The sequence below is a fragment of the Arcicella aquatica genome, assembly GCF_034928825.1.
Lineage (GTDB): Bacteria > Bacteroidota > Bacteroidia > Cytophagales > Spirosomataceae > Arcicella > Arcicella aquatica.
Window position 1 is genome coordinate 215,677 of sequence record NZ_JAYFUL010000002.1, and the last position, 24,372, is coordinate 240,048.

Below are 24,372 nucleotides of genomic sequence, written 5' to 3' on the forward strand. Positions count from 1 at the left end.
TTTTATAAGATACAAAATGGCTTTACAAATTGGTGATATAGCTCCAAATTTTACTTTATTTAATACGGTAAAAAAAGAAATTAGTCTGTCAGACTATAAAGGCAAAAATGTTGTTATCCTTTTTTTTCCTTTAGCTTTTACAAGTGTTTGTACTGCAGAACTTTGTGAAATGAGAGATAATATTGCTGCCTATTCAGCACTAAATGCTGAGATTATAGGGATTTCGGTCGATTCTCTTTTTACTTTAGATAAATTTAAGGCAGAACAAAGCCTTCCGTTTGATTTACTATCTGATTTTAACAAAGAGGTTTCAACTGCTTATGAAAGCATTTATGAGAACTTTGTTTTAGGAATGAAAGGTGTTTCAAAACGCTCAGCTTTCGTAGTAGATGGCAATGGCATTATTCAGTATGCAGAAGTACTAGAAAGTGCTGGTGATGTTCCTAACTTTGATGCAGTGAAGGAAGCGCTAGCAAAAATATAAATATCACACGCTCGTCATCCTAAAAATGACGAGCGTTTTTGTTTAAAACAAAACCCATCAACTCAGGTTGTTTAAGAAACCCTTATCAACATGAAAACTCCCTTTTTCGTTTTTCTCTTCTTTTTATTATTTTCAAAAACTGCTTTTGCACAAGAAAACCCCATCGTTACCTTTCAGCAAGAACGCATTCATTTAAATCAACATGGCATGAAGGTACTTGGCAGTTGGGCAGGGGTCAATTTAATTACTAATGGTATCTTAAGGGCTAATACTACTACTGGCAGTAATCGGTATTTTTATGAAATGAATATCTATTGGAATGTAGTGAACGGCACTTTGGCAGGATTGGGCTTATTACAAAATAAGAATCAAGATTATAGTAACTCGGGAGTATTACTGAGTTTGGAAGAACAGCATGCTATAGAAAAAACATTTTTGATTAATTCAGGCTTGGATGTAGCTTATGTAATGACGGGAGTATATTTATTAGAGAAGAGCAAGAACTCAACAGACCAAGAAGAAAGGTTAAAGGGATATGGACAGTCCGTAATATTACAAGGAGGTTTTTTATTACTTTTTGATGGTATTATGTATGGTGTACATCGCTCTCATTATACTAAAAACAAGCGCATTTTCCAGCATATAATTTTTACAGGAAATCAATTAGGATTAGTCTGGAAATTTTAAAGAAAACCTCCAGACTAATTTTTAAGCTATCTGTTAATTATAATTCTTTTAGCTATCAAAAGCGAATCTGCATTCAATCTCAACATATATTCTCCTTCAGCCAACCCTGATAAATCCATTGTTCTACTGGTATCTAAAGACGAAATTGTACCTGCTTGTATAAACCTTCCTAATAAATCATATATTTCATACGTAGTATTGTTCCAAGGGTCTCTGGCTTCAATTTTAAATACTCCATTACTTGGATTTGGATAAATTGACACGCCATTATCATTAAAGAATTTAAAGATATACTGGTTTGAAACAGGAGAAAAGCAAACCTTATCTCCGTAAAATAATGTTTTATAAACGTTTTTAGCAATAACACTCAGATTAGCTTCCTCGGTAAATCTTATTGAACTTCCCGATAGATTATTGTTTGCTACACCATTCACCTGCCAAACGTATTGGTCAGCCCTAACAGCATTTACCCCTACGGTATAAGGACTTAATCGAACGATAGAATCTACTCGTGGAGGATTCGCTTTTACTGATACAAATACAGTTGGCGAAATCGGCGATTTACAGTCATTCCCATCAGTCTGATAAGCACGAAACCTTCCAGTCTGTGTAATAGTTAGGTTTTGAATACCAAAATTTGTAACTGTACCATTCTGACTAGCAAGCCACGTTGGTCTGTTGCCAGCGATTAAGCTCATTTGTAAAGTAGTATTATCTCCATCACAAAACACAGTATCTTTTGTTGATAAAATAGTAGGCGTGGCTGGCAAAGGATTCACCGTTATTTTTTGTACTGCTGATGTCATTGAAAAACAATTGTTACCATCAATCGTTCTGACAGTATAATCACCCGAAGTATTTATTCTTAGGTTCTGAGTGCTTGTTCCTGTATTCCACAAATACCTATTCGCCGATACATTTGATGAAGTAAGTGTTACATCAGTATCTGCACAAAAAGTTGTTGGGCCACTGGCTACAATAGTCGGAGTTGGTGGCAAAGGATTTACTACAATCTGAACGCCATCTGAAATCGGAGAAGAACAACCTTGTGGACTAATCGTTGTTACTCTGTAAGTACCCGAAGTATTTATTCTCAAGTTCTGACTATTTGTTCCTGTACTCCATAAATAACTACCTGCCTGTGTATTAGATGAGGTCAATGTTACATCAGTATCTGCACAAAAAGTTGTTGGGCCACTCGCTGCAATGGTTGGTTTTGGCGGTAAAGGCTTATTCGTTGTAGTAACGGTTGGTGAAAAATCAGATTGGCAACCATACTGATTAACAGTTCTTACGGCAAAACTTCCTGAGGTAGAAACATTAATAGCCTTTGCAATACTTCCGTTGCTCCATTCATAGATAGCTGCGTCGCTAGCATTTAATGTCACACTATTTCCATCACAAAAACTAACATCACTACTAGCCGTAATAGATGCCGACGGAACAGAGCTCCCTACAAAAGATATATAAGGTACCTGAATAACATTGCCTACATTATCACGAAAACGAGCATAATATTTTTTATCGGTTCCTACTGAAAGCCTAGTCAGTTTCTGGCTTGAAAATACACCGCTTGAAAAATTACTACCATTATTAGACCATTGATAGTTTGAGTAACCATCTGGCAAGTTTACATCTACCTGATTGCTCCCACAATAGAAATCCAAATTACCAATTGTCATCGGTAAGTGGGGTCTTGAGTTTCCAAAAAAGTTATCATTCAACGCATTATTCCATGCATTTGCTAGTTGCTCCAAGCCTACTCCATTAAAATGTACACCATCTTGGCGACCGACAACCTGAATTTGGTCGGTATTAGGCCCAAAAAATACATTGTTATTGGCTTGGTTAATTACTGCCAATTGTCCATTGATAATATTCTGGTCAGTAACAATGGGTGTACCGCAAATACCACTACATGGGGTAGCAGACCCTCCAGAAGTCAAAGAGACTACCCAGCTTATATCTTTGCCAGAGTCTGACCTAGACTTATTGATAATTGTTTGAAGATTTGAACGATATACCTCGCTACTGGTAGCTAGTTTTTGATTAACCAAAAAATTATCAGACTCACCCTGACACCATAAAACAGCACGAATGCCTAATTGAGCAACGAAATAATGAAAGGCATCTGAAAGGTCTTGATAAGGAAGTTTGTTTTGATAAGTACCACCAATATATGGATTAGGCGCATTGTTTCCATTGGCAGTAGTTGCCCAAGTGCTACTTGAGGTACCCTCAAAAGCAGCATTAAAAAACATCACTGGTACATTTAATTTGTTTACAAGTAAATCGCCTAGTCTTCCCCAACACCAACCATTCATTCCTCTTGGGGCAATTCTACTATTGGCTTCTAATTTTGAAAACGGAGATAATGAAATATAAAAATCTCCGCCTGAATCTGTATTTGTGGCAGACCCAAAACAGTTTACACGATCGTTTGTTGCCCCAATTCCCGCAATTTGGGGCATCCCTTGGGCATTAGATTGCCCAGCTATTACAAAAACTTCCCCAACTCCTACTCTTTCCAGTCGTGTAGTACCTTCAATGAGGGTTCCATACAAACTACCTCTTAACTCCAAGCTATACCACCCTTGTTTAACTCTCATGACGCTGCTGAAATTGCCGTTGAGGGGCAGTACTTTTATAACTGTCCAATCTACATATTCACCTTGTCCAGCTTCAACAGGGATTAATCTAGCTTCTATTTTATCAATTTGTTTTTCGTATGTACCTGAAATAGTAATTTGTGAAAAGCCTTCTTGGTTTCGCTGATAGACAGCTCTGTTTTGAGGCGAAGTAATCTTTATCTGACAAAAAAGTAAAGTTGGAATACAAAGATTTAATACCAACAAAAGAATTCTTTTGGGAAATAACATCAGAATTATTGTTTAAACTTTATCTCAACAAGATAAAATAAGTAAGGAGGTAATTTTTTAGCGTAACCCTATTCGTAAAACTTTTAACGTAATAAAAATATACAAAATTCACGTAAAGCGAATCCTTTGATATATTTATCTAAAAATACTTATCTTTCGATAAGTATTTTCTTAGAAATTTTAAAATTGTTATTTGTTGCTCTTAAGATATAAGTACCATCTACTAGGGTACTCAAATCAAGCACTTTTTGTGCATCTAACACATCTATTTTACCCTGATAGATTAGTCTTCCATCTACTGTATAAATAGCGATAATTGTATTTTCTAAATTATACCTACTCTCTAAAGTAAATCTACCATTTCTTGAAGGATTCGGGTATACCGATAGCCCTTTATCATCATAAGACACCAAACCATAAGTGGCTATTTCTGAAATACATACCAATGGATTCACATATCCTTGAATCTGATAAATATTTCTAGCCTGCACTGTATAATTACCTGCATCTATTGCTCTGATGATAGTATCTTTAGGAGCCGTAGCCAATGTTTTTCCTTCATATTTCCAGACAAACTCAGTAGGCAACTTTGCCGTTTTTACCCCTAAAGTGTAAGTCCCTTTTTGTACGATACTTACTGACGTTGGGTTATCTTTTAATGTCGTTTGAACAACATTCGATGCTTTTGATAAACAGCCTTTTTCGTCTCTTACAAAACCTTTCACTAATTCCGTGCCAGAGACTTTAATCAGTGAGGGATTGTTATTGGTAAGAACTCCATTTCTTTCCCAAGTAAAAGTGTACTTTTTGGCATCTGGCGACGTAAGGTTGATGTTTACACTTGAACCTTCGCAAAATACAACATCGCTTAAAGCATTGATAGTTGGAGGCTTAGGTAACGGGTTTACAAACGTTGTAATATTGTCTTTTGACGTAGGTGATAAACAGTTATTTGTACCACGCGTTTGAACAAAGAATGTTCCTGCATTTTTAACGACAATACTTTGAGTTGTTTCTCCTGTATTCCATAAATAGCTTACTGCTCCTTCATTAGATGATACCAGCGTGACACTCTGTTCATCACAAAACTCTGTTGAACTTGTGAATGAAATCGTTGGTGCTACAGGACGAGGTTTTACTGTCAATTTTACTTCATTTGAAATAGGTGATTGACAGGCATTTTTATCTACTACTCTTAATGTATAACTTCCTTCATTGCTTACAGAAATATTGCTGGTAGCAGCTATATTAGAAATAGGTGCATTCCATTGATAAATAGGGTTTTCTGCTTCTGTAGTACTTTGTATGGTGACACTAGTACCTATACAAAAATTGACATCGTCGATAGCCTTGATAACAGGGGCTTTAGGAGGCAAATTTGTTTTTACTGTAAAGCTAGGCACTTGAACGATATTCCCATTAGCACGTGTCACTTTAACCACGTATGAACCCGCAGGAACATTTACTGTTCGGGTATTATATTCTTGAAAGGTTGTTTCATTTACCCATCGATATTGTTGATATCCTGCTGGCAAACTCAACCTTACTAAATCTGTAGAAACACATTCAAGCGAAACACTAGGAATAGTGTCTGCTGAAATGGGCTCTACTGTTTCAAAAAAGTTTTTATTATCTACTGTCAGCGCCCTAATCCATGCATCGGCAACATCTGTTAATCCTTTGCCAGTAAAGTGTACACAGCGGTCTCTTTCGCCGATAAAATCTACCTGAATATTATCTGTAAATGGCCCTGGGAAAATAGGTCTGAGGGCATCAGTCGTTATCGCTTGGTTTTGTGCATTTACAATGATTGGCGAGGGTTTGGGTGGTGATAAAATAGAATCACAACCACGCTGACTTGAATAGGAAGTGCGTGCAACTACCCAAGCAAGTTTATTAGTCCCTAAATCTTGGCGACTCTTTTTGATTAAACGCTGAAGATTATCCAAATAATTATCAATCGTTACCGGAGCAGGCTTGCCTTGGGCAATAGCTTCAAGGTTCACTAGGTTTTGGGTTTCTCCTTCCATCCACAGTACGGCTCTTACTCCAAGGTTTATACCATAGTAGCGTAATACAGAATTTAGGTTTTCATAAGGATAACCTACAGGAAAATATCGAAGTGGCATGCCAACGTCTTGAAAATCTCCTAAAGTAGGAACCGTAGGATTTTCAGCACTTTCTCGCCAAGTTCTTACTGACGAACCTCCCCAGCCTGTATTAAAAAACATAATAGGTACATTCAGCTTCGCAGCAAGAGCATCTCCTACTTTTCCCCAATAATAAGGGCCTAAACCTAAAGGACCAATCGTTACATTTTTGCTGAGTTGAGAGAATTCAATAAGCGAATAATTACTTGTAGTATATGTTACATAACTTGTATTCTTGGGGTCAAATTCTTTTTTGTAGCCGTTCTCACTATAATCTTTTAAAAAGTTAGCACAGTTTACTCTATCATCTCCAGCAGCAGTTTCTGCATCAGACCGAAGCCCGCTTCCTCCTGCATTAGACTGTCCTGCAATCACAAATACTTCACCTACTCCTACTTTCTCAATACTTGCAACATCACCAACCACTTTTCCTCTTAATAAGCCTCTTACCTCCATTTTGTACCAGCCCCCTTTCACAGTAACCGACCCTTTGAATAACCCACCAAGTGGATTAGCCTTTAGGACAGTCCAGTCTATCGCAATGCCTTGTCCACTTTTCACAGGGCTCATCCTTACTTGCAGCGTATCAATCGGTTGTGAGTAAGTTCCAGTTATCGTAACAATGGCTTCGTTACTCAAATTACGTTGAAATATTTGTCTGAGTACAGGCGAAGTGAGTTTGATTGTTGTTTGACTAAACAATAAGTTATGGGTGCTGATGAGCAACAAAATCAGTAACAATCTCTTAAGCATATTCACTGAATTTAAGTAAAGTACAAGTGTTTGTGAAGTATAAGACGCCAATAGCCTAAAAAGCGTTGCTTTTTAAGCTAATAATAAGTGGATAATCATAGAAAAATCCTACAAAAATAAAGAAAGCATCCCAGAATCTGAGATGCTTTCTTTATTTTATTTAAATAATTTATCAAACGGTAGTTAACCATTTATGGATAAATAATTAGTCAGCTACTACTGTGAATTTCACTTTGTGCTTCACTTCTTTGTGTAAATCAAGTGTTGCAGTGTAATCACCAACAAATTTCACTTCAGTATCCAAAGCGATTTTCTTTCTATCTACCTCAAATCCTTTTTCTTTCAAAGCTTCAGAGATTTGGATAGTAGTAACACGACCAAAGATTTTACCGCTTTCACCTACTTTAGCAGCAATAGCTAATGTAATATCACCGATAGATTCAGCCAAAGCCAAAGCATCTAATTTCACTTTTTCAGCTTTGTGAGCTACTTGCTTGATGTTTTCAGCAAGAATTTTTTTGTTTGATCCCGTCGCTTGAACTGCGAAACCCTGTGGAATCAAGTAGTTACGTCCATATCCTGGCTTTACATTAACTACGTCATTTTTATAACCGAGACCTGCGATGTCAGTCTTTAAGATGATTTCCATTTTTTTATTTTATTAAGATATTAGGGCTTTATTTAAAGGCAACAGTTAAAACCATCAGCCCATTTCTTATTACCTAAAACCTATTATCTAAAACCTTATTTATAATAACTATTTCAATCCGTCAGCCACGTAAGGCATTAAAGCCAAGTGTCTAGCACGTTTGATAGCTACAGCTACTTTACGTTGAAATTTTAAAGAAGTACCAGTAAGACGACGAGGAAGAATTTTTCCTTGTTCGTTTACTAACTTCAATAAAAAGTCAGGGTTTTTGTAGTCGATATATTTAATGCCTGATTTTTTGAAACGGCAATATTTTTTGCGGATTACGCTTTTGTCAACTGGTTCGTTTACTAATGTCATGATTTCAAAATGTTGAATTTCGTGAATGTCTTACTTATTCTGCTTTTGCTTCTGCAGCTACTGGTTTTTTACCTACCAAACCTTTTTGCTTACGCTCGTTGTATGCTACTGCGTGCTTATCAAGAACAGTTGTCAAGAAACGAATCACTTTTTCGTCACGCTTGTATTCAAGTTCCAATTTAGCTACTAGAGTTCCTTCTGCTTTAAACTCAACGATATAATAGTAACCAGTTTGTTTGTTTTGAATAGGATACGCCAGCTTACGTATTCCCCATGCTTCTTCATTAATGATTTCAGCATTGTTATCCGTTAGGATTTTTTTGAACTTTTCAACGGCATCCTTTGTCTGCTGTTCAGACAAAACGGGAGTTAAGATGAATACCGTTTCATAATTACGTAATTCCATAAGTATGTAATGTTGTTTTAAAAATTGGAGTGCAAAATTACACATTCCCTTTGTAATTACAAAACATTACTGATAAAGTTTTTGATAATCAGCAAGATAGAGTTATATAAAGACCTTACTAGGTATCAATAGCTAAATTATCTTCAATTTTTAGCACCCGAAATAGCGCCTGCCTTTTGTAGTTTATTCATATTTTCACTGTTTTTATACCCTAATACTTTCACCTCTGTTCGCCTATTAATAGCGTGTTCTTTCTCCGAACATACTACGCCATCCTTACATTGATTCAGCAACTGGGTTTCGCCATAACCTTTGGCAATAATTCTTTCTTGGGCAATTCCCCCTTTGGTAATAATGAAATTAACCGCTTGGGCTGCGCGTTTCTGCGACAAGCTCATGTTATATTCCTCATCTGCCCTACTATCGGTATGTGACCCTAGCTCTACCTTAATATCAGGATTGTCTTTCAGAATTTGTATTAACGTGTACAATCCTTGAAAGGCTTCTTTCTTGATTTCCCATTTATTAAAATCATAATGGATATTATCAATCCTGTAAATATCATTGAGGTTTATTTTTTGCATATTAATAGTAGCCTCTATTAATTCATTTTGGTTAGCCAAAGTAGTTACATTTTCAATCATGATGCCCGACACACAAAAAGCTTTTTTGGAATCAAGCAAATAACAAGCAGCATTAAAGTTGGCACGGCGTGTTAGGTATTCATCGAATCGTGCAATGATATCGTAGTCATTCCCTTTTTCAAGTTTGATTTTTGCATACCCATTCTGTACTCTGACAGAGTCTACTAACAGCTGTTTGGTCTTATTGAATACTTTCACAAATGAGCCTTCCAGGTTTCCACTTGTCTCGCTATCCACTACTTTCAGTTTAAGCAGGTAAAATCTTGGTTCTTTAGCTGGGGTTACCTGAGCAAAAAGGCTTGTACAAAAGCTACAAAACATGAGCAATAGAAGTGTTTTCATTGGATTTGCTGGTTATGATAATATATCATGTTGAAGGTACTTTAGCCTACGATTTTATGACTTTTGTCGAAAATCAAAGATGATAGAGAAAAATCAGGAAAAATTTTCAGCTTTTAACAAAAAAAAATACCACGTTTATTTAAGATTTATAACGAAAAACACTGATTTATCTTTCTTATAGCAATCATAAAATTTCAAAAGCCTGTCAGCACGACAGAATCCCTTTGAAATGTCATTATAGCAACTATATTTGTAATGAATTTAACCGCCATTAAATTTCATGAGAAAACCATTATTATTGATCATCTCAATACTGTGTATTGGGCTGATGACTAGTTGCAACGAAAGTATTACGCCTTTAGAAAAGGTAGTTCCTGCAAGCAGTGCAAAGAGCACTAATAGCGTTAAACAAACGCTTCTTAACAGTTTTTGGCAGTACGGAGAAATTAACATCCAAGGTGGCTCAAAAACTAAACTTGTGTTTTCAAGACAACAAAATGTTGGCTTGAACAATACAATTTCTAAAATCCAAATCAATTTCAAGACTGATGGTACTATTATAAGCCTTCAAGAAGGTTTAGTTGTACAGAAAGGTAAGTGGAAATTGCTCAATAATGACAAACAATTAGAACTAGCTATTGAAAATAGTCCGGTAGAAGTGTTTAATATTGTTCAGTTCAATAAAGATGTTATTGAGTATAATTCTGTGTTAAAACCAAATGGTTCTCAGGATGATGCTTGGACGATGACTTTGGCTTTTTTAGGCGCTTCACCGTCTTCTGTTACCGAAATTACAACAACGTATAAACTATCACCGATATAATATTTCTGTGAAATTACGGACTAATTTAAAAGACCTGCGACGTTTTAAATCGTCAGAGGTCTTTTTGTTGTATCTTTACAGCCTATTTTCGTTAAGGTATTTAAAGAGAAAACCCTAAAATATATTATGCAGCACGATATTATCGTAATCGGAGGAGGAATCGTTGGGCTTGCTACCGCTCTAAGAATCAAGGAACAACGCCCAGAAATGAAAGTTTTGGTACTTGAAAAAGAACGTGAAGTAGCAGTTCATCAAACAGGTAATAATTCTGGTGTTATTCACTCGGGGCTTTATTATAAGCCCGGTTCACTGAAAGCAACCAATTGTATCCGTGGATATCATCAGCTAATAGATTTTTGTAACCAAGAAAATATCCCTTATGAACTAACGGGGAAAGTAGTAGTAGCTACCAAGCACGAACAACGCCAACAGCTTGAAAATTTATACATCCGTGGCCAACAAAATGGCTTAGAAGGATTGCGTAAAATTTCGCCCTCAGAAGTAAAAGAATATGAACCTTATGTTAGTTGTGTAGAAGGCATGTGGGTTCCACAAACTGGAATTGTTGATTACAAAGTAGTATCGCAAAAAATGGCGGATAAATTAAGAAGCCTTGGTGCTGAGTTACTTTTTAATGAAAAAGTAATAGGCGTTACCAAAGGGCATTCGTTATCAATCATTAAAACTGAAAGAAATACCTACGAAACTAAATTGGTGATTAACTGTGCAGGACTGTACTCCGATAAAGTAGCTCAGATGTCACAAGACTGGCCAATTGATGTCCGTATTGTTCCTTTCCGTGGCGAGTATTTCAAAATTCGTCCAGAAAAACATTATTTGGTTAAAAACTTAATCTATCCTGTTCCAGATCCCAATTTCCCATTCTTAGGCGTACACTTCACCAGAATGATGCGTGGAGGTATCGAAGCGGGACCAAATGCGGTACTGGCTTTCAGAAAAGAAGGATATAAAAAATTAGACATAGACCCAAAAGAACTTTGGGATACCCTTACATGGGGTGGTTTTCAGAAAGTAGCGGCCAAATATTGGGAAACAGGTTTGGGTGAAATGTACAGAAGTTTTTCTAAGGCAGCTTTTACAAAGGCTTTGCAAGAATTAATTCCAGACATCCAAGAATCTGATTTAATTGAAGGCGGTGCTGGTGTAAGAGCACAGGCTTGCGACCGTACTGGAGGGTTATTAGATGACTTCTCTATCATCGAAGACGAGAAAGTAATCAATATTTTGAACGCGCCATCTCCTGCTGCAACTTCCTCATTGTCAATCGGACAAACAGTTTCTGAAATGGCTTTAAAGCGTTTTTAGATAAAGTTAATATTAAGAAAATAGCCTCAGAACTAGATTTAATAGTTTTGAGGCTATTTCTTTTATGGTTAAGTAAGTTGTTTAGAACTTATTTTTTTTTGTTTCAGTTAAATAAGTAATCCCATAATTCAGCGATCAATCCACATGAAAATACTTTACCGTTATTTAAAAAAATACCAAGCTACCGTACTTGGTGCATTAGCCTTGGCGGCTATTAATCAAATTTTTTCACTGCTCGACCCTTTTATTTTTCGTAAAATCATTGATGATGTCGCAACGGTTTATAATTCAGACAATCATACTGTTCACGAGTTCTTATATGCTATTCTCCCCCTCTCTGGTGCTTCGGTAGGAGTAGCATTTGTAAGTAGGGTAGCTAAAAACTTTCAAGATTATTTTATCAGTACTGTTACACAACGTGTAGGCGCACAGATTTATGCCGATGGTATTAGTCATTCCTTAGAATTACCTTATGAAAGCTTCGAAGACCAACGCTCTGGAGAAACCCTTGGTAAGCTTCAAAAAGTAAGAGTAGATGTAGAAAAGCTCATTTCAGTAGGTATCAATATCCTTTTCCAGTCGGTAATTGCCCTAATATTTATCTCAATATATGCCTTTTCTGTACATTGGATGATTCTGCCTTTATTTTTAGTAACAGGACCCCTGATTGCTTGGATTAGTTCGGTATTGAGTAAAAAAATAAAAACCATTCAAATACAAATCGTTCGAGAATCAACGGGTTTGGCAGGTTCTACGACAGAATCTTTAAGAAACATTGAATTAGTAAAATCACTTGGCTTAGCCAAACAAGAGGTGGCTCAATTGAATGCTACTACTCAGAAAATCCTAGCCCTTGAACTCAAAAAGGTACGTTATGTCCGTTCAATGTCTTTCGTACAAGGTACATGCGTGAATTTAATTCGTGCCTTGATGGTACTGGTATTGATTTATCTGATATATGAAAAAAAGATAACCATTGGTGAATTTTATTCATTGAATATTTACTCGTTCTTCCTTTTTGGTCCTTTACAAGAAATTGGGAATGTAGTAAATACTTATCGTGAAGCGGAGGTTTCGTTACAGAATTTTGAAGACATTTTTAAAATTCCAGTAGAAGTTAAGCCTGCTAATCCATACCCTGTTATTAGCATCGATACGTTGGCTTTTGAAGATGTACAATTCCGTCATCAATCTGCTACGAAAGATGCCTTGCGTAAAATTTCATTTGAAGCTAAAAAAGGTGAAACCATTGCTTTCGTAGGGCCTTCTGGTTCTGGAAAATCTACTTTGGTGAAATTGCTGGTAGGTTTGTATCGACCAAAAGATGGTAAGATTCTTTTCAATGGACACAACTATAATGAGATTGATTTCGACCAGCTACGTGAACGCATCGGTTTTGTAACACAAGACACTCAGCTTTTCTCGGGAACAATCAGAGAGAATTTATTATTCGTCAATCCGTCTGCCACTGATGAACAATGTTTGGATGTATTGAAAAAAGCAGCTTGTAATACGCTTTTAGAACGTGCCGACAAAGGACTTGATAGCGTCATTGGTGAAGGTGGCGTAAAAGTATCGGGTGGAGAAAAACAACGCTTGAGCATTGCCAGAGCTTTATTGCGTAACCCTAATTTACTGGTATTTGATGAAGCTACTTCATCGTTGGATTCGCTAACAGAAGAAGAAATTTCGGAAACCATTCGTGAGGTTTCGGAAGGGCATACTCATCTTACCATCGTGATTGCCCATAGACTTTCTACCATTATGCACGCCGATAAGATTTTTGTATTGGAAAAAGGGAGAATCGTAGAAAATGGCTCACATACTGAATTATTAGACAACAAAGGGTTGTACTATGCGATGTGGAGACAACAAGTTGGTGAAAAAGATTCGATAGAAATAGACTAGCTAAATTAGTAGCTGTGAGTGATGAGATTTGAGCTATTACTTAAATAGTGATTAGTAAATAGTAATTGGTGATTAGTATTACTAGCTATCAATTGTTTAAGATAAATAAAAACGTTGCTTAAATTGTATTGATTACTTAGTTCATTAGATAAACAGTGATTTAATATGTTGACATATTAAATCACTGTTTATTCACGTTCCATACTTCTCTTTACATCCTTCTCTTTAATAGTATCACGCTTGTCATAAAGCTTCTTACCTTTCGCCAAAGCAATGTCTATTTTAGCAAAACCTCTGTCAGAAATATACATTCTGGTCGGAACAATGGTCAACCCTTGGTCTTTCAGTTTGTTTTGTAACTTCTTAATCTCCTTTTTTGTCAATAATAATTTGCGGTCTCTAAGTGGCTCGTGGTTATAGTGTGTCCCTTCGTTATACTTAGAAATATTCATTTGTCTGATGTACAGTTCTTCATTCAAAAACAAGCAATAAGCGTCAGTAAGATTCACTTTCCCTTGGCGAATTGACTTAATTTCTGTACCCATCAGCATTACTCCTGCCGAGAATTTTTCAATAAAAAAGTACTCAAACGAAGCCCTTCTATTCTTAATTTCTATATTTTTTTCTATGCTCTCCTTTGCCATTTTCTGTAAAATTTAATGCTTATTAATCAAAAAGTGTAGGATTAATTCTTGCTAAAAAAAGCCATACAGCAAATCTGTACGGCTTTTCTTTCGCAAAATTATAAAAACTTTAAAGAATAATCTTTAATTATTTCTTTTCAGGTCCTTTTTTCTCAGCATATTCTTTGTTTAAGCCTTCAACAATCTCTTTTGTTCTGTCTGCACTATCATCAGCGAACAAAATTCCACCGCCACTCAAAGTATATCCTAATACAAATTCAAATTTGTTTTCTGCATTATGTTTTTTGATATATTCACGAATGTTAGCATACAATTCTTGCATTTTTTTGCCTTGTTCTTCGGCTAAAGCTGCTTGTTTTTGTTGGCTGTATTGCTGTAATTCAGAACCTTTTTTCTTCAACATCATGTCAGCAGCTTGCAAGTCTGCTTGTGTCATTGTTTGTGCTCTTTGTTGAATTGCTTGTAATTCACCTTGTAAAGCTCTTTCACGTTGACCCAAATCTACTTGTAAACGATAGCCTTTATTTTCAAATTCTTTTTGGGCATCTTTATAGAATTGATAATTTGCCAATAATGAATCTGTGTTTACATAAACTGTTTTCTTTTCGCCGCTAGTAGTTGAGGTTGAAGAGCTTGATGTTGCGTTTTCCTTGTTGGCAGATTTATCACACGAGAAACATCCAATTGCTAATAAGCCACTGCACAAGATTAGGGATAATTTTTTCATTTCAGTTAAAGCCCCTGCCCCAAGGGATAATTTTTGAATTATGTTAGTCTTCGGATGGGGTAATTAGAAGATAAAAATTTAACAAATATACTAATTTTGTATCAATTTGAAAATGTGATATTTTGTTTAATATTATACTGATAATCAAACAGTTATATTTTTTACCATTTTTCTATGCTAGACTATTTAATCGAAGCATAGCTGGCTTGTCTAATAAAATTCTATGCTAAAAGGTCAAAAGCCTGTCTTAATTATCTAAAGACTTCCTCACTAAGTAGCCACTCATTCCTGCAAAACCACCTACTAATCCGCCAATCAATACCGTTATAGCTATTAAAAGACCAGCGTTGCCACCCAAAGGAAGTATGGATGCAATTTTGGTAGAAAGTATTCCGTCAGTAGCTATATGATAATATAATGTTACTAAAAGCCATAGTATTGCAATACCCGCTGCACTTTTACGAAAGGCTTCCCCACTAGATTTTGCTTGTAAATAACAAACAGCAAAGGCTGCTAAGGCTATTACCCACCAGTCAAAAAAATACTGACTCACAAAAGTCACCATAATAATGATTGAAGTAAGCGGACTAAAAAACGAAGAACCTATTTTGCCTAATAATGACGATTCTTTTTCTGTGGTTGAAATATTATTTGCCATTTTTTTAAATTTTAACGCTACTTATTATTTGGTTAGCTTAATTGTCTTTTTAATTCTAGCAGACTTTTCATCTTTGCTTTGAAGGAATAATAATTCATTCAATTTACCTTGTCTCCATGTTTCAATCATATCGTCATAATGTGGGCTACCCGGATTTCCTGACTGCCCCCCCGGAATTACGCCATATCCCTTAAAAGTATTGTTCTTTCCTAGTTGTACAATCATCCTCCACGAAGGCCCAGTGCGTTCGGTTGTAGCATTTACGATACCTTTACCTCCTCCGATTTTCACATCCATTTTACTGAATGAATTCAACCCGGGAATCAAGTGTTTTATATCTGTTGATTTATAATTTGCCCATGCCCAACTATCGCCCATATCTGCTTTTTGCCACTTTGTCAAACTATCCATCGTAGCTGTCAATGAGGTACTCGCTAAGTCTTCGAGCGTCTCAACCTTATTCTTGGTTTTTACATTATCAAACCATTTAACTGTTGGAGTTTGGTTTATTAACTGTGCTGTTTTATCCCAAGAAGGATACATCATCGGAATATTTCCGTCATAACCAAATTCATCTTCCCAAATAGACTCATACAATAAGTTCGACCATGTTTCAAATATTGACGGTGCAATCTCTTCTGGGTCATTTTTCTTATTCCACGTTTGTAATACTTTAATAGCTTTGGCTTGTTTGGCAGTTGGTGTTTTAACCAAACTAATTAGTTTATCCAACATACCATTGGCTTTTAAGTTGTAATTATCATTCTGCAAATCTCTTAAGCTATCTACAGTAATATTAGTCATACTTTCTAAACGCTGATTGATGCGTCTGCCACGTTCAGAAGGAGCAAACTCCCAGTTGATATAATATGGATAACTAGGGTCAGTAGATGATTGATTAGCCGAACTTACAAATCCTCTCGCTGGATTTTTCACATGAGGGTTATGTGCATGAGGAATAAAGCTTTGCCAATCAGCGGCTTTGTCACTTCCGTCTAAAATATATTTGCCTTGTAGTTTGGCTTTCAATGGAAACTTGCCATTTACCCAAAGAGCAATGTCGCCTTGGTTACTAGCAAATACAAAATTCTGTGCTGGAGCAGAATAAAAGCTTAGGGCTTTTACATAATCGTCATAGTTTTTAGCACGATTTAAGCGATAAAAAGTCGTTAATTCTTGCGATTTATCGTGTGCGACCCATCTGAGTGCATGTCCTGTAGGAATATTTTTCTTGAAGGGTTTTTCGTTGTCTAAATATACAATTGGGCCGTGGTGGGTAAATAAAACGGTGTCTTTCACTACATCACCATTTTTCATGATATACTGTTCAAAACGTCTTGTAATTTTCTTCCATTGCCCATCATGCCAATATTCTTCCATCTTAGCATCCTTGAATTTTACCTCGTACCAGTCTACAATATCAGCACCTACGTTGGTAACTCCCCAAGCAATGTCACGATTAAAACCTCCGATAACATTGGGTGTTCCGGGCATTGTTGCTCCATACACATTTACATTCGGGGCTACTAGTTGCATCTGATACCAGATAGAAGGCAAACTTAAAGTAAGGTGTGGGTCGTTCGCTAACAATGGTAAACCCGAAGCTGATTTACTACCACTGACTGCCCAGTTGTTCGAGCCAATTCCTTTATCGCGTTCTGTGCTTGCTTTCATGCTTCCTATACCTACAAAATCTGCAGGAGCTTTAGGCAAAGGTAGTGGCGTAAAATCAATTGGCGTTCCTGTAGGAATAATCGGACTTTCTTCAAAAGGATAATTAGGAAAAAGCTCTTCGGCAACTTCTCTACCATATTTTCTCAGAATGTTCGTCATACGTAAATCATCTGTACCAGAAGCTAGTACGAATGACATATTTTTTAAGAATAAGGCACTTTTCAAGGGTGTCCATAGCTCTGGACTATACCCTAAAAGTTTGTATTCTACTGGTAATGTTCTAGCCTTTAGTTGGTTGATATAGGCATTCACTCCTGCTGCATAAGCTTCGATAGCTACTTTAGCCTGTGGGTCTTCCAGCATTCCTGCTAAAGATTTTTCTGCACCATAGACAGAGCCCATTCTACGATTGTACTTGTCAGATTCTAATGCTTTTTCTCCTACTATTTCCGTCAAACGCCCTGCTGCATAATGTGTTTGAAACTCCATTTGCCACAACCTATCTTTGGCTGTAACATATCCCTGTGCTAGGTATAAGTCGTGGTCGTTATTGGCAAAAATGTGCGGAATACCTAATTCATCATACTCAACGGTTACTTCATCGGTTAGTCCTTCAATTTTTAAAGAGCCTTGAACAGCTTTATCGGTCAAAGGTTTTTCTGCGTTCACCCAGAAACCTGTAAAAGGACTTAAGAAACGGCCAAAAGCAGGGGCAGTTCCCCAATTTGTACTAAGGGCATAACACAAAGCAAAGGTGATAACCAAGGAGACAATTGCTTTTACTCTAGGATCTTTCATTGACAGTAGGAAATGTTAGTTCGACGATAATTGCACTAATTTAGAGAAATTTTATATTAATCTTAGTCATCAAAGAAAATTAAGCGAGTAAAGAATTCAATGATTAAATTAATAGTATAGAAAGTGTGTGAATAATTAATATTGATTGATGGTTTTGGCTGATGTTATTTTACCTTCTTAAATTTTATATTTAAAATTCTGTTGTCATTAACGATTAGTCCAACAATCTCGTTTTTTGAATTTCTTTCAATCAGCATTTGATAAGAATTCATTGCAAGATAGTCTTTTCTAATAAGCGTAGCTTCTTGGCTTTCTTTATTTTTAATTAGGCTATAATCATTTCCCTTCAAATAGTTAATTGCTATACTAGTATTGGTTTCAGGATTAAAGTACTTTCCATTAAGTGTTTTATAGTAATTAGTTTCTACTTTGACAGCAGGGAGTTTTACGGCTGTTTGAAATGATTGTGAGGGATGAAAAATAGTAAGTGATTTTACTGTTTTGTTTTGAACTGTAAACTTAATTTTCAGGTCTTTTACTGTTTCATAAGCATAAATTGATGGACTTTCTTGTTTCAATTTAGAAGGATTCCTCCCGTAAATGTCTCTATACAAACCTGTACTATCTTTTCTAATTTTAATTATTCGATTATCCTCAAACTGATAATCTCCTAAATTATCTAACTGTGTGTTGGCAGTTTCGGTTTCTGTTAAAAGATTATTAGTTTCAATGAATTTGGTTTTATCAATTACCAATGTTGCCAATTCTTGCGAAAGCCCCCTCGTCCAAACCTGGGTGTTATTAGTCATAACAATTATGGAAATGTTTTCCGTTGGGAACCTATCAAAAGATGCATTATAAGCACCAGTACTTCCATCATGATAGGTATGTGTTAAGCCTTTGTAATTTTCAAACATTAATCCAAAACCATAAAATGTTTGATTTCCCGTTTTGATAGGCTGAAGAAGCACTGAATTAAATTGATTATCCCAAAGAGTGGGGCTATGAAGATGTTTCTCCCATTTTATTTGATCGTCAATGGTTGTAAACAATCCACCATCACCATATACGCTAGTTATCCAAGGGTATTTTTTCCAGCCATTAAAATTTCCATATCCATCTGCTCTATTTGGTATCACTTGCATGTAATTGTCAACAAAAGCCGTTTGACTCATCTGCAAAGGCTCAAAGATTTTAGCTTTGATATAATCTTTCAATGGTATTTTAGTAACAGTATTTACAATTTCTGCCAGAATTAAGTAATTAGAATTGCTGTACAAGTATTGTGAACTGGGCTTGAAATTCAAATCTGTTTGCTTTTTTAGTAGATTAATAGCATCGGTATTACTAACAAATGTTTTCCACCAAGTTATATCTTGCAAAGCCCATAAATCATATACGTCTCTTATGCCACTAGTATGATTCAAAAGATTTTTGATGCTGATTTTTTCGGGATAGTTCTTTAGTATATCAGGTACATATTTTCTAAAATCATCATCAAGTGAAATCAAATTGTCTTTTTGTAATAATAGAATACAAGCAGCAGTATATTGTTTGGCATTAGAAGCAATATTGAACGATGTGTTAAAATCAACAGGGATTTGAAAGTCGAGGTTGGCTTGCCCTCTTACTGCTTTTGAAATTAATACACCATCTTTGAGAATAGCAACAGCCACCCCAGGACTATTTTCTTTTACTTTAGACGCCAATATGGCGTTTACTTTAATATTGACAGAGTCGATAGGCACTTGCCCAAAAAGAGTTGTCAACGCAAAAAAATGGATAGTAATAAGCGTGAAACATCCCAATAAAACATTAGTAGTTGACGACTTTTTAATTATAGCTAATCTTTTCATATTTTGTTTTTTTAACAAAATTGATGTCCCTTTAGTATAAAGTCGTCCCATATCAAGATTTGGCACATAGTTTTAAACCTACTTTATTCATTAAAATCTTTGTCTGAATCTTCTATTTTATTTATATACTCTTTTGGTGAAAGTGAAGTCAGCTTTTTAAAGGTTCTATTAAAAGTAGATTTAGAATTGAACCCACAACTAAAGGCTATGCCCAGTAATGTTTGTTTTTTATGTTCACCATTTTTCAACATTTCTTTAACTGCTTCAATTCTGTAGCCATTTACCAAATCGTTGAAATTCATCATGAAACCCTGATTCACAACTTGTGATATTTGTTTCGGATTAGTATCTAGTTTTTTGGCAATATCAGTTAAAGTCAATACTGGGTTTTCAAAAGCTTTATCAACAATCATCAACTGCTCAATTTTTTGTTTCCAAATTTGTATCTCTGCTATTACTATCGAATCTTTTTCATCGACTAATGCTGTAATGATTTCATCTTTCATATAGTCTTTATCTTCATGCAACAGATAAGTAGCATCATTATAGAAAAGAGATGCTTGATAAGGAATAACTGTTTTGATAGAATTTGAATACCCACTGATAGATATGTAGTAAAACAATATTGAAAAACACAGGTAATACCAAAATTTACTGCCAAATTCGTTCCATTCTGGGTTTAGAATGAAAAATAAAACCCGAAGCGATAATATTAGCAATAAAGCAATAAGATACTGTTGCACCCAATTAAATAAAATTGTTTCGGCAAAACTAACTACCTGAAATGCTATTTTTTTGTAGATAGCATAATATTTTAAACTCATCAATACATAGTACATCATAGATACTAAACCTGCCATCTGATACCATGTTGACAAATCCTTATCTCTTTCATCAGCATAGAAATAGTATTCATGTAGAATCAACTTATCTGTAACAAATACAATAATAGTGTAGATAAAATAAGCTATTGCGGGAATGAAATGTATAAAATCTTTTTGGGATAATTGAAATGATTTATTGAGTAAACTTTGGGTATAAAAGTAGATTATTGGTCCTAATAAAAACAATTGCTGGAAGGGAGTATAAAACATAATGTCCCTATAAGGCTGTTTGCTGTACCAGCCTGAATAACCTAGCATAAAGGGTGCAATATAAAGACTTGATAAAAACAAAAACAAACTTAACCATGCACTCCCTTTGTTTTGGTCAAAAATACCTTTCTTTAATAAAAGCAAAGAGAACACGATTCCATGAAAGAAAAAAATCAATAAAATTGAACTCTTTAAATTAAAGTCAAATAGCATTATTACATTTTTTAAAGATTTAACAAACCATCCAACAAATTATTAGGTAGCTATTAGCTATTATACTTAATCTCACTCTTCACCCAAGCCCAACCTCATCTCTATCATGTGTTTGCTGAATCCAATTTTTTCGTAGGCTTTTATAGCGGATATATTATCATGGTATACGTCTAAACGAAGTTCTGTGATATTTTGTGAACGTGTCCAATCTTTCAGCGCTTGAATAATTTTCATATTTACTCCTTTTCCACGGTGGTTAGGGTCAACATACATGAAACCCAAATAGCCATGTTTAGGATGTTGAAGATATGGCTTTGCATCTTCGATACGAGCATACCCCGAACCTATTAATTCGCCCTCTAAATCAGCCACTAATAATTCAATGTGAGACGCGGTAATCATGCCTTCTAAATCATAATAATGTATAAGCTCGTTTTTTAAGGTTTTATCAAAAGGTCTTTCGGCTTCGATAACGCCTTGTTCAAAACGATAGAGGGTTTCTAAATCATCAAAAGTGGCTTTTCTTATGGTAATATGGTTCATGGGTTTTGTGTCTTGAATATGCAAAAGAAATGGATTAAAACTTTTCTAAATTTCTTTTGAAGATACTAAAAGACGAAGGATTAATTAGCAATACTATTGAACCTTTAACAATATTCTTCACATCTTTTATAAAACGATTCATCCCTAGCGAGTGGCTTAAGTCCTACTGATTACCCATAAGTTTATAAATTATTAATAATCAGATTCTTATCTCTAGCGAGGGACTTAAGTCCCTCGCTAGAGATAAGGGCTTCAACGCTTGGTTTTAAAGACTATTTATGTGCATTTAAGCTAATTTGATCAATAATAACATTTCTATTTCAACTTTTTAAAAGATGTGGGTAATCAGTAGGGCTTAAGTCACTCGCTAGGGATGAATCGTTTGGATTTACTTTAATCTAGACTTGTTCTGAATCGTAGACTGTTACTTTTTCCCAAAGATGTGAATAATCTGCTATAAACTTTAAATGAATAGGATGTGTTTGATACACTTCTTCTTGTTCCAGATTATCAAAAAACAGCATCCACGAAACTGAATAGCTACGGTCAATCACACTACGATTGGTACTAGCAGGCACTCCAATGTGATGGAAACGAATAGTAGGCACTTTTGAAAGCGTCGTTAATCCTTCGATTAGTTTTGTCCTATCTGCTTCATTTGAGGGATTTTTCAGCCAAAAATATACGTGATGTACAAATTTTTTGTCTTTAGGCTTTGCCTCTGATGGTAAGGTAACGGTAGCTAGTGCCGAAGTAATTGCCACATTGGCCAAGAATGAACGTCTTTTTATTGTTTTCATATCATTATTTATTGGAAGTTTAAGGAATGAATAATTTTCTATTTAAATAATCCTTCATACATTTTAGGCATAGCGGTTAATGGCTTTATGCGGATGTCACGGTAAAATGTTTCGGCTGATTCACTTTGCAATTGAATCTTACCGCTAGTCATTGGCACCTCTTTACCATCTGAGGTAATATATCGTGAGTTTTTCAGTACCATGACAACGTGTCCATTGACTATATGAAGGCTTTTGCCATTAAAGCAAATTAGCTCTAGTGTTGTCCACTCTCCTTCAGGACTTTCGTAGTTATCAGCACGCATACAATAATAATCACCTCCTTTTTTGAATGTACCGAATGGTTGTTTTTCATCGGCAATGCTATTCATAATACCTTCTGAGGGTAGAGAACGGATATCAATCGCTGAATTAGCTTGACACCAAAAATCGCCCATGTGCCCTTCCATAATTTGAAACTCCTGAGAGAGCATCCACGAACGCCAATATTCTGCGCCTGCTTCTCCGATAGAATGATAAAGTATTCCCGAATCTCGCAAACTGTTTTTCCTTGGCTCATATTTTTGTTTACCCCACTTTACTTGAAGTTTAAGGTGATAATTTTCGTATGATTTGCGTGTGAACAGACAGCCATATATTTCCCCACTTACTTTTAAAACAGGGCCGTTAGGTTCATTCAATACAGAAAATACATGTGTATCGTCTTTGTTATAACCGATAGGTTGAATAGGATTTCCTAATGAGTCTTTCGGTATTTTTCCATTATAATCATTTTTATGACGATAGCTTAAATAGCTTTCCCACTGTGTAAGGTCTTTATCTAAAAGTGATTCCCATTCATCAGGTTTACTCATTGAAGGAAGCAAAATAATACACAATAACAGCGTTATTGATAGGAATATACGTTTCATAGTTATTTTTATTTTATTTGCATGTTGGTTATACAGCTGTAAAACTACTTCAAAGCAAATCGGCATAGGTTGTAAAAATCTAATATTTTTCGGTACTTTTATGGCTTTATTAATAAGATGATTATGAAACGATATGTACTGCATACCCCTTTTAATATTTATCATTTCGAAACTACAAAATGGATGCACTCGGTACATAAGCATACCTACTTTGAGATTATTTTTATCCTAAAGGGAAATGGCATTCATAACATCAATAGAAACACTTTTCAATATTCAGAGGGAGACGTTTTTCTGTTAGGACCAGAAGATTATCACGATTTTGAAATACATGACTTAACAGAGTTTTGTTTTATCCGTTTCAATGAGTCGTTTCATCAACAAATAGGAGAAAAAGACGGCGCTTGGCAACAGATAATAAAAACATTGTTGTATACCTCCTCCCAAAGCCGTGGGTCTATCGTAGAGGACAAACAAGAGAAGCAAAAATTGCACAATCTGTTAATAGTATTGGAAAGAGAATATGAAGCTCGCCAATCTCAATACTTTGAAATCATTCGTGATAGTTTAATGAGAAGTATGATGATGATTCTTGCCCGAAATTTATTTGGTCAGACTCCCGTAAAGCCAGTCCTCCAAGATTCTGTAGAAGCTATCTTGATGTATATCAAAGAACACATCTATAAGCCAACCGAACTCAGTGTAGAACATTTAGCGGAGGTATTCAATTATGCTCCTGCATATATTAGTATCTTTTTCAAAAAGCACACTGGCGAATCGTTGAAACAATACATCATCAAACACAAAATCAAACTCATCGAAGCCCGCTTGTTATACAGCCAATTAACCCTAACAGAAATTGCTGATGAATTTGGCTATACCGATGAAAGTCATTTTTGTAAGCAGTTCAGAAAATACACAGGTAGTACGCCCACTACTTTCAGAAAAATTTCTTTACCTTAATTCTTATACAGGGATTTTACATAGTAATTTTCTAATAATCAATTAGTTACGAAAACTAATCATCAATCACTAATTACTAT

General features: G+C 35.5%; 21 protein-coding genes. 6 read left to right on the forward strand and 15 right to left on the reverse strand.

Going from position 1 to position 24,372, the window contains the following annotated elements; all coding sequences use genetic code 11:
* Nucleotides 1-16: 16 nt before the first annotated feature.
* Nucleotides 17-484 carry a peroxiredoxin gene (locus tag VB264_RS02860; RefSeq protein ID WP_323246590.1) on the forward strand — a complete coding sequence of 156 codons (468 nt, stop codon included), beginning with the start codon at nt 17-19 and terminating at the stop codon, nt 482-484.
* Between the two features lie 90 nt (nt 485-574).
* On the forward strand, nt 575-1,171 hold the full coding sequence (locus VB264_RS02865; RefSeq protein WP_323246592.1) for a DUF6992 family protein: 597 nt from the start codon (nt 575-577) through the stop codon (nt 1,169-1,171).
* Nucleotides 1,172-1,197: 26 nt separating this feature from the next.
* On the opposite strand, the gene VB264_RS02870 is transcribed toward VB264_RS02865, so the two are convergent.
* The 6 genes from VB264_RS02870 to VB264_RS02895 all read right to left on the reverse strand — a co-directional run bounded on the left by VB264_RS02870 (nt 1,198) and on the right by VB264_RS02895 (nt 9,354).
* Entirely contained in the window at nt 1,198-4,050 is a 2,853-nt protein-coding gene (locus tag VB264_RS02870; RefSeq protein WP_323246594.1) for a T9SS type A sorting domain-containing protein, read from the reverse strand.
* 149 nt (nt 4,051-4,199) lie between these two features.
* Nucleotides 4,200-6,953: a T9SS type A sorting domain-containing protein gene (locus VB264_RS02875; RefSeq protein WP_323246596.1), complete on the reverse strand. Its 2,754-nt coding sequence runs from the start codon at nt 6,951-6,953 to the stop codon at nt 4,200-4,202.
* 205 nt (nt 6,954-7,158) lie between these two features.
* Nucleotides 7,159-7,602 (reverse strand): 50S ribosomal protein L9, encoded by a 444-nt coding sequence (rplI, locus tag VB264_RS02880; RefSeq protein ID WP_323246598.1) that lies wholly within the window; start codon nt 7,600-7,602, stop codon nt 7,159-7,161.
* 108 nt (nt 7,603-7,710) lie between these two features.
* Nucleotides 7,711-7,962 (reverse strand): 30S ribosomal protein S18, encoded by a 252-nt coding sequence (rpsR, locus tag VB264_RS02885; protein WP_184137058.1) that lies wholly within the window; start codon nt 7,960-7,962, stop codon nt 7,711-7,713.
* A gap of 34 nt (nt 7,963-7,996) precedes the next feature.
* A complete protein-coding gene (gene rpsF, locus VB264_RS02890; RefSeq protein ID WP_323246600.1) occupies nt 7,997-8,368 on the reverse strand; it encodes a 30S ribosomal protein S6 in 372 nt (123 codons plus the stop codon).
* Nucleotides 8,369-8,511: 143 nt separating this feature from the next.
* Nucleotides 8,512-9,354, reverse strand: a complete 843-nt coding sequence (locus VB264_RS02895; protein ID WP_323246602.1) for an OmpA family protein — start codon at nt 9,352-9,354, stop codon at nt 8,512-8,514.
* A 280-nt stretch (nt 9,355-9,634) separates the two neighbouring features.
* Here VB264_RS02895 and VB264_RS02900 point away from each other — a divergent pair, with 280 nt between their 5' ends.
* The 3 genes from VB264_RS02900 to VB264_RS02910 all read left to right on the forward strand — a co-directional run bounded on the left by VB264_RS02900 (nt 9,635) and on the right by VB264_RS02910 (nt 13,411).
* Nucleotides 9,635-10,177 (forward strand): hypothetical protein, encoded by a 543-nt coding sequence (locus VB264_RS02900; RefSeq protein WP_323246604.1) that lies wholly within the window; start codon nt 9,635-9,637, stop codon nt 10,175-10,177.
* A gap of 126 nt (nt 10,178-10,303) precedes the next feature.
* Nucleotides 10,304-11,503, forward strand: a complete 1,200-nt coding sequence (gene lhgO, locus VB264_RS02905; protein ID WP_323246605.1) for an L-2-hydroxyglutarate oxidase — start codon at nt 10,304-10,306, stop codon at nt 11,501-11,503.
* Between the two features lie 144 nt (nt 11,504-11,647).
* Nucleotides 11,648-13,411, forward strand: a complete 1,764-nt coding sequence (locus VB264_RS02910) for an ABC transporter ATP-binding protein (RefSeq protein ID WP_323246607.1) — start codon at nt 11,648-11,650, stop codon at nt 13,409-13,411.
* Nucleotides 13,412-13,599: 188 nt separating this feature from the next.
* Here VB264_RS02910 and smpB read toward each other — a convergent pair whose 3' ends face one another.
* The 9 genes from smpB to VB264_RS02955 form a co-directional block, all read right to left on the reverse strand.
* Nucleotides 13,600-14,055 carry an SsrA-binding protein SmpB gene (gene smpB / locus VB264_RS02915; RefSeq protein WP_323246608.1) on the reverse strand — a complete coding sequence of 152 codons (456 nt, stop codon included), beginning with the start codon at nt 14,053-14,055 and terminating at the stop codon, nt 13,600-13,602.
* Between the two features lie 127 nt (nt 14,056-14,182).
* Nucleotides 14,183-14,782 (reverse strand): OmpH family outer membrane protein, encoded by a 600-nt coding sequence (locus VB264_RS02920; RefSeq protein WP_309920830.1) that lies wholly within the window; start codon nt 14,780-14,782, stop codon nt 14,183-14,185.
* 247 nt (nt 14,783-15,029) lie between these two features.
* Nucleotides 15,030-15,440 (reverse strand): hypothetical protein, encoded by a 411-nt coding sequence (locus VB264_RS02925; RefSeq protein ID WP_323246612.1) that lies wholly within the window; start codon nt 15,438-15,440, stop codon nt 15,030-15,032.
* 24 nt (nt 15,441-15,464) lie between these two features.
* Nucleotides 15,465-17,912 (reverse strand): penicillin acylase family protein, encoded by a 2,448-nt coding sequence (locus VB264_RS02930; RefSeq protein WP_323246613.1) that lies wholly within the window; start codon nt 17,910-17,912, stop codon nt 15,465-15,467.
* 164 nt (nt 17,913-18,076) lie between these two features.
* Nucleotides 18,077-19,768: a serine hydrolase domain-containing protein gene (locus tag VB264_RS02935; RefSeq protein WP_323246614.1), complete on the reverse strand. Its 1,692-nt coding sequence runs from the start codon at nt 19,766-19,768 to the stop codon at nt 18,077-18,079.
* A gap of 83 nt (nt 19,769-19,851) precedes the next feature.
* Nucleotides 19,852-21,075, reverse strand: coding sequence for a helix-turn-helix domain-containing protein (locus tag VB264_RS02940; RefSeq protein ID WP_323246615.1), 1,224 nt, complete (start codon nt 21,073-21,075; stop codon nt 19,852-19,854).
* Between the two features lie 72 nt (nt 21,076-21,147).
* Nucleotides 21,148-21,618, reverse strand: coding sequence for a GNAT family N-acetyltransferase (locus tag VB264_RS02945; RefSeq protein WP_323246616.1), 471 nt, complete (start codon nt 21,616-21,618; stop codon nt 21,148-21,150).
* Between the two features lie 398 nt (nt 21,619-22,016).
* On the reverse strand, nt 22,017-22,418 hold the full coding sequence (locus tag VB264_RS02950; RefSeq protein ID WP_323246618.1) for a Dabb family protein: 402 nt from the start codon (nt 22,416-22,418) through the stop codon (nt 22,017-22,019).
* Nucleotides 22,419-22,456: 38 nt separating this feature from the next.
* Nucleotides 22,457-23,329 (reverse strand): 3-keto-disaccharide hydrolase, encoded by an 873-nt coding sequence (locus VB264_RS02955; RefSeq protein WP_323246619.1) that lies wholly within the window; start codon nt 23,327-23,329, stop codon nt 22,457-22,459.
* 123 nt (nt 23,330-23,452) lie between these two features.
* Between VB264_RS02955 and VB264_RS02960 the strand changes: the two genes are divergently transcribed.
* On the forward strand, nt 23,453-24,292 hold the full coding sequence (locus VB264_RS02960; RefSeq protein ID WP_323246620.1) for a helix-turn-helix domain-containing protein: 840 nt from the start codon (nt 23,453-23,455) through the stop codon (nt 24,290-24,292).
* Nucleotides 24,293-24,372: the final 80 nt, after the last annotated feature.

Excerpts from the sequence above, each read along its gene's own strand:
- VB264_RS02860 (WP_323246590.1), top strand. The coding sequence starts at position 17 with ATGGCTTTACAAATTGGTGATATAGCTCCAAATTTTACTTTATTTAAT.
- VB264_RS02865 (WP_323246592.1), top strand. The coding sequence starts at position 575 with ATGAAAACTCCCTTTTTCGTTTTTCTCTTCTTTTTATTATTTTCAAAA.
- VB264_RS02870 (WP_323246594.1), bottom strand. The coding sequence starts at position 4,050 with ATGTTATTTCCCAAAAGAATTCTTTTGTTGGTATTAAATCTTTGTATT.
- VB264_RS02875 (WP_323246596.1), bottom strand. The coding sequence starts at position 6,953 with ATGCTTAAGAGATTGTTACTGATTTTGTTGCTCATCAGCACCCATAAC.
- rplI (WP_323246598.1), bottom strand. The coding sequence starts at position 7,602 with ATGGAAATCATCTTAAAGACTGACATCGCAGGTCTCGGTTATAAAAAT.
- rpsR (WP_184137058.1), bottom strand. The coding sequence starts at position 7,962 with ATGACATTAGTAAACGAACCAGTTGACAAAAGCGTAATCCGCAAAAAA.
- rpsF (WP_323246600.1), bottom strand. The coding sequence starts at position 8,368 with ATGGAATTACGTAATTATGAAACGGTATTCATCTTAACTCCCGTTTTG.
- VB264_RS02895 (WP_323246602.1), bottom strand. The coding sequence starts at position 9,354 with ATGAAAACACTTCTATTGCTCATGTTTTGTAGCTTTTGTACAAGCCTT.
- VB264_RS02900 (WP_323246604.1), top strand. The coding sequence starts at position 9,635 with ATGAGAAAACCATTATTATTGATCATCTCAATACTGTGTATTGGGCTG.
- lhgO (WP_323246605.1), top strand. The coding sequence starts at position 10,304 with ATGCAGCACGATATTATCGTAATCGGAGGAGGAATCGTTGGGCTTGCT.
- VB264_RS02910 (WP_323246607.1), top strand. The coding sequence starts at position 11,648 with ATGAAAATACTTTACCGTTATTTAAAAAAATACCAAGCTACCGTACTT.
- smpB (WP_323246608.1), bottom strand. The coding sequence starts at position 14,055 with ATGGCAAAGGAGAGCATAGAAAAAAATATAGAAATTAAGAATAGAAGG.
- VB264_RS02920 (WP_309920830.1), bottom strand. The coding sequence starts at position 14,782 with ATGAAAAAATTATCCCTAATCTTGTGCAGTGGCTTATTAGCAATTGGA.
- VB264_RS02925 (WP_323246612.1), bottom strand. The coding sequence starts at position 15,440 with ATGGCAAATAATATTTCAACCACAGAAAAAGAATCGTCATTATTAGGC.
- VB264_RS02930 (WP_323246613.1), bottom strand. The coding sequence starts at position 17,912 with ATGAAAGATCCTAGAGTAAAAGCAATTGTCTCCTTGGTTATCACCTTT.
- VB264_RS02935 (WP_323246614.1), bottom strand. The coding sequence starts at position 19,768 with ATGAAAAGATTAGCTATAATTAAAAAGTCGTCAACTACTAATGTTTTA.
- VB264_RS02940 (WP_323246615.1), bottom strand. The coding sequence starts at position 21,075 with ATGCTATTTGACTTTAATTTAAAGAGTTCAATTTTATTGATTTTTTTC.
- VB264_RS02945 (WP_323246616.1), bottom strand. The coding sequence starts at position 21,618 with ATGAACCATATTACCATAAGAAAAGCCACTTTTGATGATTTAGAAACC.
- VB264_RS02950 (WP_323246618.1), bottom strand. The coding sequence starts at position 22,418 with ATGAAAACAATAAAAAGACGTTCATTCTTGGCCAATGTGGCAATTACT.
- VB264_RS02955 (WP_323246619.1), bottom strand. The coding sequence starts at position 23,329 with ATGAAACGTATATTCCTATCAATAACGCTGTTATTGTGTATTATTTTG.
- VB264_RS02960 (WP_323246620.1), top strand. The coding sequence starts at position 23,453 with ATGAAACGATATGTACTGCATACCCCTTTTAATATTTATCATTTCGAA.